Genomic DNA, 16,100 nt, shown 5'->3' with positions numbered 1-16,100 from the left:
GTATAAAAGAAAAATGGACTGAACATGAACCTTACCTGAATGAAAACTGAAAGTGCGTTTTTACATGCGAATATAAAGTGAAAATATGGGCAGAAATACAACTAAAGGTCTGGTACATATCTCATGAAAAAGAGAAAAATGAAAATGCACCTTGTCTGTTTAATTTAGGATGTATTATCATGAAAGTTTGAAATGAAGGGCAGGAGGTGGAATAAACAGATGCTTAAAGAATTTAAAGAGTTTGCTTTGCGAGGAAATGTATTAGATTTAGCTGTCGGTGTTATTATTGGAGCTGCATTTGGAAAAATTGTCACGTCTCTTGTAAATGATATTATTATGCCGCTGATTGGTTTGTTGTTAGCAGGGATAGACTTTAAAGATTTATCCTTTACGGTTGGAGATGCTACAGTATTATATGGATCTTTTATTCAAACAATTGTTGATTTCTTAATTGTTGCATTCTCGATTTTCTTATTTATTCGTTTCTTTAATCGTTTTAAGAGAAAAGAAGAAGAGAAAGTAGAGGAAGAAGTGGCTGTTCTGTCAAAAGAAGAAGAGATCTTAACAGAAATTCGTGATCTGCTAAAAGCAGAAGCAGTGAAAGAGCGTTCATAACAGCAATTTTTACATACGTATAAAACGGCTAAGAGGCCCGTCTTTTCATCAGAAAAGCGGGCTTTTTTTTGTGAAATTTCGCGGGAAATGTTATTGATGTGATTTTGAGAAAATTAGGCGTGAAGGCGAGAGAGATAGGAATGTTAAAATCATATTAAAAGTGTTAAGATATTGTAAATAGGAGGCTTAAGGTTATGTTTAAACATTTGTATCGTTCTTTGCCAATGCTGGTGGCGTATGGGCTGCTTAGCGTTTTTTTATACAGTGTTGTTATGCTTAATATATCAAATGACACAAAGATATTGTTTGACTGGGCCCAAATCCATACAGCTGGGTTCGTCGTATTAATAGGGGGATGCTCACTTGTCTTATGGGCGCTCACTTTCTATTTGCTGCTTCGATTTAATCAGATAGAGAGAATACAAGGTTCGCAGTGGTACGCCATTTTTACGGCAATTGTGTTTTCAATTGCGGTAGCAGCCGTTTCTGCTATGGTTTTTGTTATCTATCATATTGATATACATAATCCAGGCAAAACAATAGAGTGGATGCAAGCATACCCTGAACGCTATCTTTTTACGGTATTTTTACTTTCGCTGTTAACACTAGCGATCATTATGCTAGTAGGGGAAGCTTATTTAGGGGCTGGGATTACCTTTGTTCTGTATTTCATTTTAGCTCTTGTAAACTATTATAAAAAAATCTTTCGAAATGAACCATTGTTCCCGAACGATTTTATTCAGGCGAGTCAGTTAAAAGAAGTTATTCCGATGATTAAAGATTCCATTTCAATTCCTATTGTCATAGGAGTTATTGGATCTATTATCGTACTGATTGCTCTTTGGTTTTTCTTGCCGAAAATTAAAATTCGATGGTTTCTTCGAATTATTATGATTCTGCCGCTTATCTTTTTAATGAAATCATTTTTATTCTTTGAACACTCGTTTGCTCAAAAATATTATGATCAATATGCTGCGCTGATGCCTTGGAATCAGCAAAATAATTATTACTATAATGGACCGGTTATTGGCATGATTTCAAATGTTAAAACAGATGTGCTGCAAGAGCCGGATGACTACTCACAGGAAGTAATGGCCAAAGTGGCAAAGCGCATTCATTCAAAGGAAGAGAAAACACAAGAAAGCAAGGCTGAAGTCAAACCAAACGTCGTGTTTGTAATGAATGAAACGTTTTGGGACCCAACAAAGCTTAACGTGACGTTCTCTGAAGATCCAATGAAAAATACAAGAGAACTTCAAAAGAAATATCCTTCTGGGTGGTCTTTAAGTCCTTCATTTGGCGGGGAGACAGCTAATGTAGAGTTTGAAGCATTGACGAGCTACTCTTTGTCTTTCTTTAACCCTGGAGGTCTTCCTTATCAGCATGTATTGAGTAAAAAAGAATATCCGTCTTTTGTTTCTTATTTAGAAAAACAAGGCTATGCTACAACAGCTATGCATCCAAACAGCGGTATGCTTTATATGAGGCAAAATGTGTATCCAAATTTGGGATTTGATCAAGTGAAGTTTATTGATGAAATGAAGCATACGCAAAAAGATAACAAAGAATTTGTTTCCGATGAAGCGGTAGTTGATGAAGTGCTCGATACGCTTCGTCAGTCGAAAAAGCCTGCATTTGTGCATGCTGTAACGATTGCAAATCATCTTCCTTATTCTGCGGATAAGTATAATGGTCAGGAAACCATTAAAGTAACCGGTAAAGGGTTATCACCAGAAATGCAAAAGGAAATTGAAATTTATGCTGAAGGAATTAAACGTTCAGATGCTGCTTTAAAACGATTGAGCGATGAAATTCAAAAGCTGGACGAGCCGACCATTGTAGTATTTTGGGGAGATCATTTGCCAGCACTTGGACAAAACCTTCAAGCTTACAAAGAAACGGGTTTTGGAAACGAGAAGACGCAGCAAACATCTCAAAAATTTTATGAGACGCCGCTCTTATTTTTATCTAATTACGATACAAAAATAGATAAAAATCTCGGTACGATGAGTCCTATTTATATTGCTCCGACGCTTGTTCAATCTCTTGGTTACAAAAGTAATCTGTTCTACGATCAGCTGAATCAAATGAAAACAGAAGTGCCGGCTTTTCGTTCAAATATGTATATAGATTCAAAAGGAAAGCTAGTGGATGATCCGGCAGCGCTCTCTAATAAAGCTGCAAAAGACCTTCAAGATTACCATGAAGTTGAGTTTGATACATTATCCGGGAAACAGTACGAAACGCATAGGTTGTATAAATAAAAATAAAAACTCCTTTTAAATAAAAGGAGTTTTTATTTTTTAAGTGTTTAAGGTTGTACTAAAAAATAATTCATGTATAATATTTTAAGGTTAAAAGTAAACTTTAAGTTAAGTAAAACAAAACTTGAGTTTGGAACAGCATGAACAATTATTCATGCTGTTTGCTAATTTTAAATACAGTTGAGGATCGAGAGTATGGAAATAGGAAAGAAAATTAAGAATTTACGATTAAAAAAAGGCTTAACACAAGAAGAGCTAGGAGAACGTACTGATTTAAGCAAAGGCTATATTTCGCAGCTAGAGCGCGATTTAAGTTCGCCGTCTTTAGAAACATTTTTTAGTATTTTGGAAGTGCTGGGGTGCGAACCGAAAGAATTCTTCGAAATTGATACGCATGTTCAAAAGGTTGTATATAAAGAGGAAGACTACACGAGTTATTGCGAAGATGAAAAAGGTTACCATATTCAGTGGCTTGTACATGAATCAAATGAAAAGGAAATGGAGCCAATTCGTCTTATTCTTCATGAAAAAGGTGCATTTAAGAGATTTGAACCTTCTCTTTCAGAAACGTTTGGCTACATTTTGCGCGGGTGTGTGAAGGTGAAGCTTGGAGGCAGAATATATGAGGCTAAACAAGGGGAAACCATCTATTTTCAAGCTTCTGAAGAACATCAGATTTTAAATGCTCATGACGGAATAACAGAGTTAATTATCGTGGCGACAGAGTCTTATTTATAGAACAAAAGAGGTGAAGTGAAATGACATCTACGAATACAATTATTCAATTTGAAAATGTGACCAAGCAATATGATAATGATTCAGTTGTATTGGATCATGTAAGCTTTGAAATTGAAAAAGGGAAGTTTTATACCCTTTTAGGTCCATCGGGATGTGGAAAGACAACGATTTTACGATTAATTGCAGGCTTTACGGAGGCCTCGAGCGGAACGATTTATTTTAATGGAAAAAGAATTAATGATGTCCCGGCTAACAAACGTCAGGTTAATACGGTTTTTCAAGACTACGCGCTTTTCCCGCATTTGAATGTATTTGAAAATGTAGCATTTGGTCTTCGAATCAAGAAGATGAAAAATGCTGATATTGGGATAAAAGTTAAAGAAGCCCTTCGCTTTGTTAACCTAGAAGGATATGAAAAGAGAGAAATAAAGGAAATGTCGGGCGGTCAAAGACAGCGCGTAGCCATTGCACGAGCAATTGTAAATCAGCCCGAAGTCATTCTGCTGGACGAGCCGCTTTCAGCTCTTGATCTAAAATTGCGTACGGAAATGCAATACGAGTTAAGAGAATTACAGCGCCGTCTAGGTATTACGTTCATTTTTGTTACGCACGATCAAGAAGAAGCGCTTGCGATGTCCGATGAAATCTTTGTTTTGAATAAAGGAAGAATTCAGCAGAGCGGGGAACCTACAGATATTTATGATGAGCCAATTAATCGTTTTGTTGCCGATTTTATTGGTGAATCAAATATTGTACCAGGTAAAATGATTGCTGACTTTTTAGTGGAGTTTGGCGGCCAGCAATTTGAATGTGTCGATCAAGGGTTAAACCGAAATGAGCAGGTTGAAATTGTGATTCGCCCTGAAGATTTAGCCATTACAAGCTCCGATCAAGGAAAGCTGCAGGTTCGTGTAGATTCACAGCTGTTTAGAGGAGTCCATTATGAAATTTTAGGCTATGACCATGCAGGGAATGAGTGGCTCGTCCACTCTACAAAAAAGGCAACGGTTGGCGAAGAAATTGGTTTATATTTTGAACCTGAAGCTATTCACGTTATGCGATTTAATGAAACGGAAGAAGAATTCGATAAGCGACTCGAAGGTTATGAAGAGGATTACCATGCAAACTAAATCAAGAAATATTTATTTAGTCCCGTATGTGTTATGGATTTTGCTTTTTGTAGTTGCTCCCATTGTATTAGTTGTCTATTATTCTTTTTTCAGCATTGATAATGAGCTGACGCTTGAAAACTATAAGAAATTTTTTACCCCTGTTTATTTACAGATGACGCTGAGCTCATTTTGGTATGCCTTTTTAATTACGTTATTTTCCTTGGTTTTTTCTTATCCAACAGCTTATTTACTAACGAAGCTTAAGCATAAGCAGCTTTGGCTTCTACTGATTATTTTACCGACGTGGATTAACCTATTATTAAAAGCTTATGCTTTTTTAGGCATATTCGGCACGTACGGTACGGTTAATAAATTTACTGAATTTCTGGGATTTGGTACTCATCAAATTTTATTTACTGACTTTAGTTTTGTATTTGTATCAGTGTATATTTTTATCCCCTTTATGATTTTGCCGATCTTTAACTCTTTAGAAGAACTTAATCCCTCGCTTATCTACGCTTCGCGAGACTTGGGGGCATCTTCATGGGTGACATTTAAGCGCGTGGTATTTCCGCTAACGCTAGAAGGGGTTAAATCAGGTTGTCAGGCTGTTTTTATTCCAGCACTGTCACTCTTTATGATTACGCGTTTAATTGCTGGAAACCGCGTCATTACACTGGGAACGGCGATTGAACAACATTTTTTAGTGACGCAGGATTGGGGCATGGGAGCCACAATTGCTGTCTTTTTAATTATTGCGATGGCCGTTATGATGCTCATAACAGGCACTGGAAAGAGAGGTGTGTAAAATGAAGAGAAAGTGGAAGTTCAGCCACCTTTATTTATTTTTTGTCTTTTTCATTTTATACGCGCCCATTTTTTATTTAATGTATTACTCTTTTAACAGCGGAGGAAACATGCGAGAGTTTGAAGGGTTTACGTTAGATTGGTACAAAGAAGTGTTTCAAGACACACGTTTGCTCATTATTGTCTTGAATACCTTAATTATTGCTCTATTGTCTTCGGTTATTTCAACGATTATTGGCGTGATAGGAGCACTTGCTATCGTATACGTGAAGCGCAGACGTGTTCAAAATACACTGTTAACATTTAATAATGTGTTAATTGTGAGTCCAGATGTTATTATTGGCGCATCTTTTTTAATTCTATTTACCATTATCGGTGTAAAGCTCGGGTTTATATCGGTATTATTAGCGCATATTGCATTCAGTGTACCGATTGTGGTCATCATGGTTCTGCCTAAGCTGCAGGAAATGAGTCCGACACTGCTCGATGCAGCCCGTGATTTGGGAGCAAGTCGCTTTGAAGTACTTTCGAAAGTGGTATTGCCATTTATTCGTCCGGGTATCTTTGCAGGCTTTTTTATGGCTTTAACTTACTCTTTGGATGACTTTGCGGTTACGTTCTTTGTGACCGGGAATGGTTTTTCCACGCTTTCAGTAGAAATTTACTCGTTAGCAAGAAGAGGGGTCTCGCTGAAAATCAATGCTCTTTCTACTCTTATTTTCATGTTTACCGTGCTGATTGTAATTGGTTATTACTTTATCAGTCAGCGATATAGCAATAAAGCGAAAGGGGTGGCGACTGGAAAATGAAGCAATTAGCAAAGCCGTTTATCTTCATCGTCATCCTTTCTTTCGTTCTTATGTATGTGGTTCATCATTTGAACAATGCCGAAGGATACTCTGGAGGAGATACGCTGACCGTCTATAATTGGGGAGATTATATTGATCCTGATTTAGTGAATCAGTTTGAAAAAGAAACCGGAATTAAAGTCATTTATCAGACCTTTGATTCGAATGAAGCAATGATGACAAAAATTGAACAAGGCGGTACGACATTTGATATTGCTGTTCCTTCTGAATACGCGATTAGCAAGATGCGTGAAGAAAATTTACTATTGCCAATTGATCATTCGAAGCTGCCTAATTTAAAATACATTAATCCGCGTTTTTTAGACCTATCTTTTGATCCTGGCAATAAGTACTCTATTCCTTATTTTTGGGGAACTGTGGGTATTGTTTATAACTCTGATATGATTCATGGTAAGAAGATAAAGAGTTGGAATGATTTATGGGATCCTAAGCTAAAAAATCAAATTTTACTTGCAGATGGCGCTAGAGAAGTGATGGGAATGGGGCTAAATAGCTTAAATTATTCATTAAATGATACGAATAAAGCTCATCTTCAAGAAGCAAAAAGAAAGCTTGATACATTAACACCAAACGTAAAAGCCATTGTAGGAGACGAGATTAAGATGCTCCTAGCAAATGAAGAAGCGGCAGTTGGCGTTGTTTGGTCAGGTGATGCTTCTGAAATTATGAGTGAAAACGATAAGCTGAATTACGTTGTTCCAGAAGAAGGTTCGAATTTATGGTTCGATAACATGGTTATTCCAAAAACGGCTAAAAACGTAGAAGGTGCACATAAATTCATGAATTTTATGCTAGATCCTAAACACGCTGCTCAAAATGCAGAATATGTAGGGTATTCTACGCCTAATAAAAAAGCGTTAGATTATTTGCCGAAAGAAGTAGCGAAAGATGAACGTTTTTATCCGGATGAAGAACTAACCAATAAGCTTGAAGTATATAATAACTTAGGCAAACGAATGCTTGCTTATTACAATGAATTATTTTTAGAATTCAAAATGCACCGTAAATAAAAGGTACTTAGTTAGGCCTTTATACTCAAGTTCTTTATTGTTTTTGTAAATTCAGTTGCGTGATAGCAAGAGGAAAGATAAAATACAAACGAGTAAAGCTAATAACATTTATTTTATGTTATTAGCTTTTTTATTTGTAAAACGGGAAAGATAAGAAAAAATTGAATGTTCTATTATTCATCTAGAATGTATATTTCACATTATATAGGAGAGAAAAAGTGAAGCAAAAACAAAAGCAGCATATTCAATCCATTTATTTTTTACGATTATTCGCTATGATGATGGTTGTGCTCGTACATGTAACAGCAGCGTATGCAACGGTACTGCCATTTGCAAGTGAAGCTTATCAGAAATATCATTTCCTTAACCGAATTGTTCGAATTGAAGCAGGGATCTTCATTGTGATCACAGGTTTAGTTTTCTTTTATAGTTACATTAACAAGCCGTTAACAAAGACTTTATGGAAAACGTATTATGCTCGAAGAGTGACATATATTTTAGTCCCCTATGTTATTTGGGCACTTATTTATGAATTTTATTCGTACTATGTGGGAGCAACAGAGTTAAATGCAGCTGATATTGTGAAACGTATTTTACGCGGAGAGTCCTACTATCAGCTTCATTTTATCTTTTTAATTGTACAAGTGTATCTCGTGCTGCCGGTTTTTGTATGGCTAGCACAAAAAGTAACCATTTTTAAAAAATACATGTGGCTGTTTGGTATTATCATTCAGCTTGGTTATTTAATGCTTAACAATACGTATCATATCACTTCATTTAATTTATTTTTAAATACGATGGCTACGTTTTTACTCGGCGGTTGGATTGGTATTTATTATCGCGAACAAGTGGATAAAAAGTACAGTCGTTCAAATATTGTATTATTTCTGGTGACGCTCGGATCGGGAATAGCTATTTCACTGTTAAATTATCACTTATACACAATGAAGACGATTCACATTTCAGGCTTTACGTATGAGGCTGTTAATACGCTTTATTTGGTCGTGGGAAGTTATTTCTTCTTCCGAATTGCAGAGATATTAGCTGAAAAGCTTTCTGTGAAGTCCGTGACGGTCGTTAAAAATATTGCCATGTACTCGTTTGGATTTTACTTGATTCATCCAATGGTTTTAAACTTTGTGGCAAAAGCAGTACCAATACAAGGCAACTATATGTTTCACGTGGAAATCTTGGCACGTTATATTTTGACATTAGCGGGCTGTTACCTCATTATTTGGGGATGTCATCGTCTTTTACCGTTTGCTAGCTTTTTGTTTGGTAAACTGCCAAAAGAAGCGGTGTTCATTTACCGACGTCCTGATCATAAATAGCGTTTAGTTAAAAGTTATGCCTGCTTGCAGGCATAACTTTTTTTATAAAGTATAAGAGATGATAACGCGCTAGTTTTAAAATATTTTTAAAAGTGACATGCTAAGATAATGATTATTTAGGTAATCACAAAAGGGGGAATTTGATATGCGTGTACTTGTGGTAGAAGATGATGCTTCATTATTACACGGTATCGTAGAAGGCTTAAAAGAAGAAGGATATGAAGTTGATTGTGCGTCTGATGGAGATGAAGGTTTGTTTTTAGCAGAGCAGAATATTTATGATGCCTTAATTTTAGATATTATGCTGCCGAGTATGACAGGGCTTGACATACTAAAAAAACTAAGAAAACAAAAGGTGTTGACCAAAGTTATTTTTCTTACTGCAAAAGATAGTGTAGAAGATCGAGTGAAAGGACTCGACTATGGAGCCGATGATTATTTGGTTAAGCCTTTTGCCATGGCTGAACTTTTTGCGAGGTTAAGGGTAATGCTTAGGGACTTGCAGGCAGAAGAAGGTATGATTTCATATGGTCCCATTTCTATACGAGAAGCCAATCATGAAGTAGTGATTAATGGAAGTGTCCTCACGTTAACGATTAAAGAATTTCAGCTTTTGGAATATTTTATTCGAAATAAAGAACAAATCCTTATTCGAGATCAAATTTTTAATCGGGTATGGGGTTTTACATCCGATGTAGGAGTGGGCGTAGTTGATGTTTATGTTCACCATTTAAGAAAGAAGCTTCAGCCTTTTAATTGTGACAATTATGTACGTACAGTCAGAGGCGTAGGCTTTATGTTAAAAGGGGAAGAGCATGTTTAAAAAGACGAGAATCAGGCTTGTGTTATTTAACACAATGGTGCTGATGGTTATCTTGAGCATTTTTAGTGTGGTTTTATATTTTTACATGCAGCATCTTATTTTTTTAAACCCGGACAATCGGCTAAGTGAGATGAGCGAGCAGGTTAAAAAAAGAAATTTACATGAAATTCAGGAAAACAATGAGAGAGAAACAGAACGTCGCGTTGCGTTTTTACTTTGGAGCAGTGATAAAAAATTAATCAAAATTACACCTAAAAAAGGGTTATATACAAACGATATTGACGACTTTAAGCCTGCGCTCTCAGAAGGGAAAATCAAAACGTCGCAAGAGGTAAACGGTCATGCTTATCGAGTGATGAATGTGAAAAATGAAGGATATATAAAAGATCAAGACGTTTCAACAATTCAACTTGTCTTAAACGTAGATCCAGAAACTCAAACCTTAGAGCACCTTGCTTTTCTTCTTGTCATTTCAGCTTTTATTGGACTGCTTCTTTCCCTTGTAGCTGGCTTGTTTTTAGCCAATCGAGCGCTTGTACCTATTCAAAAATCTTGGAACAAACAAGTCGAATTTATTGCAGATGCTTCCCATGAGTTAAGGACGCCTCTTTCCGTGATGCAAACGCATCTCGAGCTATTGTTTAGACGACCAAATCATACGATTGAGCAAGAAAGCGAAAACATTTATCAAAGCTTAAACGAAGTAAAGCGGATGACGAAGCTGGTGGGCAACTTACTAACACTCGCTAGATCTGATTCAAGTGCACAGCTGCTAAACAAAACGGTCTTTAATATGGGTGAGCTAGTTGATAAAGTAGCTAATCAGTTTGAGCCTATATTTGAACTAAAGGAGCTGCATTTCACAAGGGAAATTGAATCGTTAATGTTCGGAGGAGATCAAGAACGACTTCATCAGCTATGTATGATTTTGTTAGACAACGCTTTTAAGTACACCCCACCTCGAGAAAGCATTCATATTAGTCTAAAGAAACATCATCACTCTATGACGCTAATTGTCAAAGACACAGGCATTGGAATTGAAGCGAAAGATCTTCCGTATGTGTTTGATCGCTTTTATCGAAGTGATAAGAGTCGGGCGCGTGCCGAAGGAGGATCAGGTTTAGGGCTCGCGATTGCCAAATGGATTGTACAAGCTCATGACGGAGAAATTAAGGTTTTTAGTCAAAAAAACGTGGGTACGGAATTTTATGTGAAAATTCCGCTATGAAAAAAGCTGCCTGTCATTAGGCAGCTTTTTTTGTCACTTTTTTGTTTGCAGTCTTCCATGCTTTCCATGCATTAGCAAGTAACAGGCCGATTAATAAATAGGCAAGGCCGCCAAAAACTAAGTAATCTACGGCGCTAATCGCCCCTGCAAGCATCCCAAATTTTATTTGGTCTTTATACTTCGCAGGAGAAGTTGGCGGATCCGTCACCATAAAGAAGGCTAAAAATAAAGCGGAATTAACAAAAGGAGCTCGTAAAGCATCCGCTACATCACCTACTCCTATTAACGACATAATCGTAAAAATAGCAAAATACACGCCTAAAAACGCAAATACTTGAGGGAATTTATTTACTTTGCTCGTCACAAGGTACCCTGTCACAAACACGAATACAATGAGCCAGACGGGTAGTAAAGATAAGCTTCCCCACCAGCTTTGGCCGCTTGAAAAGACAATAAGTGAAAAGAGAAGACCAAAAGCGGCAGGGTTAAAAATAGGCTTCTTTTTTACTTTTACTAAGTGCTTCGATAAAATAGCAACAGCTACAGTGCAAAATGTGACCCAAGCAGGTGTAGAGGTGCTGAGCACTAAGGCAATAATTAATCCAGTAATAATTCCGCCGTCAGGAAGCTGAATTTTCTTTTTATAAGCAAAAGAAAATCCTAAATCTAAGGCGGCCGCCGAGCATACGGCGAGTAGTAGGTGTCCTAATCCTTGAAAGGCAGAAGAGTTGAATTCACCTAATAAGGTTAAAAGCAGCAGCATAGCCATCACGTATCTTTTAGGTGTTTTAACTAGCTGCCCCCACCGACTTATTTCTTTTGGTTTGTTTTCATCTACAATAATATAACCTTTGGGTGTACTAATATATTTAACACCGCTTCTTCGTTCAGAACGTGTGGTCATCATTCATTAATTCCTCCATATCTGATGTGAAAAAAGGAGTGAAACTAGAATCGAAGAGTACGCCGCGTACGTCGGCATCATTCAATAAATTTACTCCTTTTTCCGCTCCTAAAATAAAAGCTGATGTAGATAATGCATCGGCCAGCATGGCAGAAGGAGCAATAGCTGTACAACTCATTAGACTGCTTCTAGTAGATGGAGATAAGGGATTAACCAAATGATGCATGAATGGTTGCGTCTTATTTTTTCTAGCATAATTTCCTGATGTGCAGACAGCCGTATCTGTTACACGCAAGGTCAGTAATGACTGCGTTTGAATCTGAGGGTGCTGAATCCCGACTTTCCACAAATCTCCGTGTTGATTGAGTCCTTTAACTAGGATGTCTCCTCCGGCATTAATCATAAAATGCTGATAAGGAAGGGAGTGGGCAGCCAAATCAATAGCTAATCCTTTGGCGACCGCTCCAAGATCTATAATCATCGGTTTTTGTAAGAGAACCGTTTTTTTATGTGTATTCAATACGATGTCTTTATAACTTCCAGACTCGACTGCTTCGTTCACTTGTACGGGCTTTCCATCTAAATAATGTTCGTTAAAACCACGTTTTTCTAATTGTTTTCCTACCGTTGGGTCAAAGATTCCATGCGTTTCATCTGCTACTAAGATAGCGAAATGAAGGGCTTCAAATAATAGGGGGCTAACAGCAACAGGTTCTTTGATATGTCTAATTAGCTTCATAACTTCGCTTTTGGCATCAAATCGACTGCATGTCGTTTCGACGGTCTTAAAAATAGTAAATGCCTTTGAGATATGGTGAAGGACATTTGCTTCCTCCGATTGGGGAGCAATTACTTGAATGGACACGGTTGTTCCCATACATAAGACAGAGCGGCTATACGTTTTTATGGACATCATTCGTTTCTCCTTTATGCATTCATTGCTTGCTGAAGGGCGTCATCCACGGCATTTTGAAAATCTTCCGTGCTAAGCGTTGCTCCGCTCACGACGTCGACATCTGAGCTTTGTCTTTGTACGACTTGAGACGGAAGATCCTCAATGTAACTCTCAGAATAGTGAGTATCCGCTTCTGTAATTTCAACTGTATCAATTCGGTCGTTTTTAATGGTCACAGATACGTAAACAGTTCCGATACGGTTGCTTCCTTGACCAGAATACGTTCCATCTTTGTATTTTGTTTTAGGAGCAGAACTTTCGGTACTCGCTGATGAAGGGTGCTTATTAGAAGAAGCGATATCTTCTCCCCAGTTATCATTAACAATCGTTTGATTGTCTGTCTGATCTCTCGTTTTTTTCTGATGATGAGCCGGTGTGACTTGAACAGCTTGCGCGTCAGATAGAGTGTTTATATAACCAGTTGCATAAATACTTCCAATGGCTACGCTGCATGCAGCAATCATCGTTTTTCCCATTTTACTCATATTTGTTGAACCTCCTGATTTATACCAGAACTATAGTTTCGATTATTGATGGTGATCTTTAGCATAAATAAACTTTATAAATAAACTTTTAAAAAAGATTTAAAATCAAAAAAGTTTTTTTAAAAATAAATGATTCAAGTGAAAAGGTCATTTTAAATAATGAAAGGAGAAGCTGGAATTTCTTTCACAAGCCTAGCTATTTTGACATACGTAATAATAGTTAATATTTCTGTTTACTATCTAAACGTGCATGATAAAATAGAAAAGATGAATATGTGTTAGGAGGAACATCAGTGAAAATTAAGCTTGGCCTTTTATACGGAGGAAAATCCGCTGAACATAAAGTATCTTTACAAACAGCTCTAGCAGTTTCAAAAGCAATTAATCACGATAAATATGAAGTGCATCCAATTTACATTACAGAAACAGGAAAATGGATTCGCGGCACACAGCTGACTGGTCCGCTTGAAACAGTTGCTCAATTAGAAATTCAAGATAACGGAACAGCTATTTCACCAGTTTCATTGAATACAGAAATGTTTGCATTAACAGATTCAAAAACAGATGATCAACTAGATGTTATTTTCCCACTTCTTCATGGTCCAAATGGAGAAGATGGTACGGTACAAGGATTATTAGAATTATTGAATATTCCTTATGTTGGAAACGGCGTATTAGCTTCAGCAGCTGGTATGGATAAAGTTGTAATGAAGCAGCTGTTTGCACAGGCAGGTCTGCCTCAAGTGGAGTACGTATCATTTATCCGCCGCGAGTGGGAAGCAGATCGAACGGCTGCTTATGAAAAAGTAGAAACACTTGGATACCCTTGCTTTGTTAAACCAGCAAACTTAGGTTCAAGTGTTGGGATTAGCAAATGTGATAACCGCGAAGAGTTAGAAGCGGCATTTGTTGAAGCCTTCTTATTTGATCGAAAAATCATTGTAGAAGCAGCAGCAGTTGGTCGTGAAGTTGAAATTGGTGTGTTAGGGAATGATGAAGCAGCTTGTTCAGTAGTTGGAGAAATCTTACCTAAAAAAGCGTTTTACGATTACAAAGCAAAATATGAAGACGGCGATACAGGTCTTATTATTCCAGCTGAAATTACAGAAGAACAGCATCAAGAAATGTCAGCACTAGCAATCAAAGCATTTAAAGCAATTGATGGATCTGGTCTTGTACGTGCGGATTTCTTCTTAACACCAGAAGGTAAATTCATTATTAATGAAGTGAATACGATGCCTGGTTTTACACCTTTCAGTATGTTCCCGTTATTGTGGAAACACGCAGGTGTTGAATATCCAGATTTAATTGAAAAACTTGTATCACTAGCAATTGAACGTCATACCGAAAAGCAGCAAATTAAACACACAATGTAACTCACACAACACTATTCATCATGAATAGTGTTTCTGTGTTTAGTTTCAATTAAATAGTATCCATAGTTTACTTTATATCGAGAGGAGCAAAACAACAATGATTAAACGTACGCTTAAACAGCTAGCTGCAATGATTCCAGGAAGTGTATTTCATAGCGGGAACGAAGCAACTGTAATTGAGGGAGTCTCAATTGATACGAGAACTATTCAGCAAGGCAATTTATATATCCCAATTAAAGGGGAACGTTTTAACGGGCATGTATTTGTCGATAAAGCAATTGAAAACGGAGCGGTCGCTACTCTGTGGAACAAAGATGAAGAAAACCCACCGACAGACATTAGCGTTATTTTAGTCGATGATACGCTAGAAGCTCTTCAGCAATTAGCGAAATCCTATCGTCACGAGTTAGATATTAAAGTAGTGGGCATTACAGGAAGTAACGGAAAAACAACGGCAAAAGACATGGTGAAAGCTGTGCTTGATACAACTTACCGTGTTCTGAAAACAGATGGAAACTTTAATAATCATATTGGCATGCCGCTTACTATTTTGCGTTTAGATGAAACTCATGATATTGCCGTTTTAGAAATGGGCATGAGCAGCCGAGGAGAGATTGAGTTTCTTTCTAATTTAGCGGAGCCTGATGTGGCCATTATTACAAATATCGGAGAATCGCACCTTCAAGACTTAGGAAGTCGTGATGGAATTGCGGAGGCAAAATTAGAAATTACAAGCGGCTTAGCACCAACAGGTCAGCTTGTCTATAATGGTGATGAGCCACTTTTAACGTCGCGCGTAGTTAATCCAGCATTTGAAACGGTGACATTTGGCAGCTCAGAACAAAACGATTTGTATCCAAGTGCTATTTCAGCCGAAGAGTTAGGAACAACATTCACTGTTTCACGTGAAACAACATATTCATTCTTTATCCCGGTATTAGGTAAACATAATGTTCACAATGCGCTTTCTGCTATTGCGGTAGGTCATTATTTTGGACTAGACAACGAAACAATCGCTAAGGGATTAAAAGAATTAAAGCTAACAAATATGCGTATGGAGCTTGTAAAACGAACAGATGGCCTGACCTTCATTAACGACGCATATAACGCAAGTCCAACGTCCGTTAAAGCTGCTATCACGTTGATGCATGATTTAGAAGGCTATAAGCAAAAAATTCTTGTTCTCGGGGATATGCTTGAATTAGGCGATCAGGAAAAAGAGTTCCACAAAGAAGTGGGAGAGTTTATTCAAGCAGAAAAAATTGATTATGTTCTAACATACGGTCCTTTATCTGTTGAAATTGAGCAAGGAGCAAAAAATAATTTTGCAGAAGATAAGGTAATACACTTTGAGGAGAAAGATGAGCTTGTTGAAAAATTAACAGCGATTACAACAAGAGAAGATGTGGTTTTAGTGAAAGCATCTCGAGGGATGAAGCTTGAGGAAGTTATCTCAAAAATGATGCATAAATTACAGTGATATTAAAAAGAGTATAAGTAAGCTCTATTGCAAACGGAAAGCCATAGTGTTATGATGTAGTCTGAGTGTCTTGAGGCGCTTATACTCTAAACGTTGAATTTAT

At 37.2% G+C, this 16,100-nt stretch carries 15 protein-coding genes; 12 read left to right on the top strand and 3 right to left on the bottom strand.

What is annotated here, in order from left to right; genetic code table 11:
* The first annotated feature begins 219 nt into the window (after positions 1–219).
* From mscL to ACNHOZ_RS26505, 10 genes are all read left to right on the top strand, one after another.
* Positions 220–615, top strand: coding sequence for a large conductance mechanosensitive channel protein MscL (gene mscL / locus ACNHOZ_RS26550; protein WP_028411898.1), 396 nt, complete (start codon positions 220–222; stop codon positions 613–615).
* Positions 616–809: 194 nt separating this feature from the next.
* The gene (locus tag ACNHOZ_RS26545) at positions 810–2,879 is read left to right on the top strand and encodes an LTA synthase family protein (RefSeq protein ID WP_048022364.1); all 2,070 of its coding nucleotides are present in this window, start codon (positions 810–812) and stop codon (positions 2,877–2,879) included.
* Positions 2,880–3,074: 195 nt separating this feature from the next.
* Complete coding sequence (locus ACNHOZ_RS26540; RefSeq protein ID WP_028411896.1) at positions 3,075–3,617, top strand: helix-turn-helix domain-containing protein; 543 nt, start codon at positions 3,075–3,077, stop codon at positions 3,615–3,617.
* 20 nt (positions 3,618–3,637) lie between these two features.
* Entirely contained in the window at positions 3,638–4,747 is a 1,110-nt protein-coding gene (locus ACNHOZ_RS26535; RefSeq protein ID WP_028411895.1) for an ABC transporter ATP-binding protein, read from the top strand.
* Entirely contained in the window at positions 4,737–5,537 is an 801-nt protein-coding gene (locus ACNHOZ_RS26530; protein WP_028411894.1) for an ABC transporter permease, read from the top strand. Before ACNHOZ_RS26535 ends, ACNHOZ_RS26530 begins: the two co-directional genes overlap by 11 nt.
* A gap of 1 nt (position 5,538) precedes the next feature.
* Positions 5,539–6,345 (top strand): ABC transporter permease, encoded by an 807-nt coding sequence (locus ACNHOZ_RS26525; RefSeq protein WP_028411893.1) that lies wholly within the window; start codon positions 5,539–5,541, stop codon positions 6,343–6,345.
* On the top strand, positions 6,342–7,415 hold the full coding sequence (locus tag ACNHOZ_RS26520; RefSeq protein ID WP_028411892.1) for an ABC transporter substrate-binding protein: 1,074 nt from the start codon (positions 6,342–6,344) through the stop codon (positions 7,413–7,415). The genes ACNHOZ_RS26525 and ACNHOZ_RS26520 overlap by 4 nt, the downstream gene beginning before the upstream one ends.
* Positions 7,416–7,633: 218 nt before the next feature.
* Positions 7,634–8,746: an acyltransferase gene (locus ACNHOZ_RS26515; RefSeq protein WP_028411891.1), complete on the top strand. Its 1,113-nt coding sequence runs from the start codon at positions 7,634–7,636 to the stop codon at positions 8,744–8,746.
* 145 nt (positions 8,747–8,891) lie between these two features.
* On the top strand, positions 8,892–9,569 hold the full coding sequence (locus tag ACNHOZ_RS26510) for a response regulator transcription factor (RefSeq protein ID WP_048022362.1): 678 nt from the start codon (positions 8,892–8,894) through the stop codon (positions 9,567–9,569).
* A complete protein-coding gene (locus ACNHOZ_RS26505; protein WP_048022360.1) occupies positions 9,562–10,797 on the top strand; it encodes a sensor histidine kinase in 1,236 nt (411 codons plus the stop codon). Before ACNHOZ_RS26510 ends, ACNHOZ_RS26505 begins: the two co-directional genes overlap by 8 nt.
* A gap of 16 nt (positions 10,798–10,813) precedes the next feature.
* Here ACNHOZ_RS26505 and ACNHOZ_RS26500 read toward each other — a convergent pair whose 3' ends face one another.
* Genes ACNHOZ_RS26500 through ACNHOZ_RS26490 form a run of 3 tightly spaced genes read right to left on the bottom strand, consistent with a single transcriptional unit; the run spans position 10,814 to position 13,141 of the window.
* The gene (locus ACNHOZ_RS26500) at positions 10,814–11,704 is read right to left on the bottom strand and encodes an RnfABCDGE type electron transport complex subunit D (protein WP_228123023.1); all 891 of its coding nucleotides are present in this window, start codon (positions 11,702–11,704) and stop codon (positions 10,814–10,816) included.
* Positions 11,685–12,614, bottom strand: a complete 930-nt coding sequence (locus ACNHOZ_RS26495) for an FAD:protein FMN transferase (RefSeq protein ID WP_230683529.1) — start codon at positions 12,612–12,614, stop codon at positions 11,685–11,687. The genes ACNHOZ_RS26500 and ACNHOZ_RS26495 overlap by 20 nt, the downstream gene beginning before the upstream one ends.
* A 14-nt stretch (positions 12,615–12,628) precedes the next feature.
* Positions 12,629–13,141, bottom strand: coding sequence for an FMN-binding protein (locus ACNHOZ_RS26490; protein ID WP_033580799.1), 513 nt, complete (start codon positions 13,139–13,141; stop codon positions 12,629–12,631).
* Positions 13,142–13,434: 293 nt separating this feature from the next.
* On the opposite strand from ACNHOZ_RS26490, the gene ACNHOZ_RS26485 reads away from it, so the two are divergent.
* Together ACNHOZ_RS26485 and ACNHOZ_RS26480 are read left to right on the top strand one after the other, a co-directional pair.
* Entirely contained in the window at positions 13,435–14,517 is a 1,083-nt protein-coding gene (locus ACNHOZ_RS26485; RefSeq protein WP_048022356.1) for a D-alanine--D-alanine ligase, read from the top strand.
* Positions 14,518–14,614: 97 nt separating this feature from the next.
* Positions 14,615–15,997: a UDP-N-acetylmuramoyl-tripeptide--D-alanyl-D-alanine ligase gene (locus ACNHOZ_RS26480; protein WP_048022354.1), complete on the top strand. Its 1,383-nt coding sequence runs from the start codon at positions 14,615–14,617 to the stop codon at positions 15,995–15,997.
* The last annotated feature ends 103 nt before the right edge of the window (positions 15,998–16,100 follow it).

This window comes from Priestia sp. D51 (assembly GCF_053345675.1).
Note: the sequence above shows the minus strand (reverse complement) of the source record. Positions and strands in the feature narration are given on the sequence as shown.

What these genes read in the sequence shown, in the direction of transcription:
- ACNHOZ_RS26525 (WP_028411893.1), top strand. Translation starts at nt 5,539, where the DNA reads ATGAAGAGAAAGTGGAAGTTCAGCCACCTTTATTTATTTTTTGTCTTT.
- ACNHOZ_RS26545 (WP_048022364.1), top strand. Translation starts at nt 810, where the DNA reads ATGTTTAAACATTTGTATCGTTCTTTGCCAATGCTGGTGGCGTATGGG.
- ACNHOZ_RS26495 (WP_230683529.1), bottom strand. Translation starts at nt 12,614, where the DNA reads ATGTCCATAAAAACGTATAGCCGCTCTGTCTTATGTATGGGAACAACC.
- ACNHOZ_RS26480 (WP_048022354.1), top strand. Translation starts at nt 14,615, where the DNA reads ATGATTAAACGTACGCTTAAACAGCTAGCTGCAATGATTCCAGGAAGT.
- mscL (WP_028411898.1), top strand. Translation starts at nt 220, where the DNA reads ATGCTTAAAGAATTTAAAGAGTTTGCTTTGCGAGGAAATGTATTAGAT.
- ACNHOZ_RS26505 (WP_048022360.1), top strand. Translation starts at nt 9,562, where the DNA reads ATGTTTAAAAAGACGAGAATCAGGCTTGTGTTATTTAACACAATGGTG.
- ACNHOZ_RS26540 (WP_028411896.1), top strand. Translation starts at nt 3,075, where the DNA reads ATGGAAATAGGAAAGAAAATTAAGAATTTACGATTAAAAAAAGGCTTA.
- ACNHOZ_RS26510 (WP_048022362.1), top strand. Translation starts at nt 8,892, where the DNA reads ATGCGTGTACTTGTGGTAGAAGATGATGCTTCATTATTACACGGTATC.
- ACNHOZ_RS26535 (WP_028411895.1), top strand. Translation starts at nt 3,638, where the DNA reads ATGACATCTACGAATACAATTATTCAATTTGAAAATGTGACCAAGCAA.
- ACNHOZ_RS26530 (WP_028411894.1), top strand. Translation starts at nt 4,737, where the DNA reads ATGCAAACTAAATCAAGAAATATTTATTTAGTCCCGTATGTGTTATGG.
- ACNHOZ_RS26490 (WP_033580799.1), bottom strand. Translation starts at nt 13,141, where the DNA reads ATGAGTAAAATGGGAAAAACGATGATTGCTGCATGCAGCGTAGCCATT.
- ACNHOZ_RS26500 (WP_228123023.1), bottom strand. Translation starts at nt 11,704, where the DNA reads ATGATGACCACACGTTCTGAACGAAGAAGCGGTGTTAAATATATTAGT.
- ACNHOZ_RS26520 (WP_028411892.1), top strand. Translation starts at nt 6,342, where the DNA reads ATGAAGCAATTAGCAAAGCCGTTTATCTTCATCGTCATCCTTTCTTTC.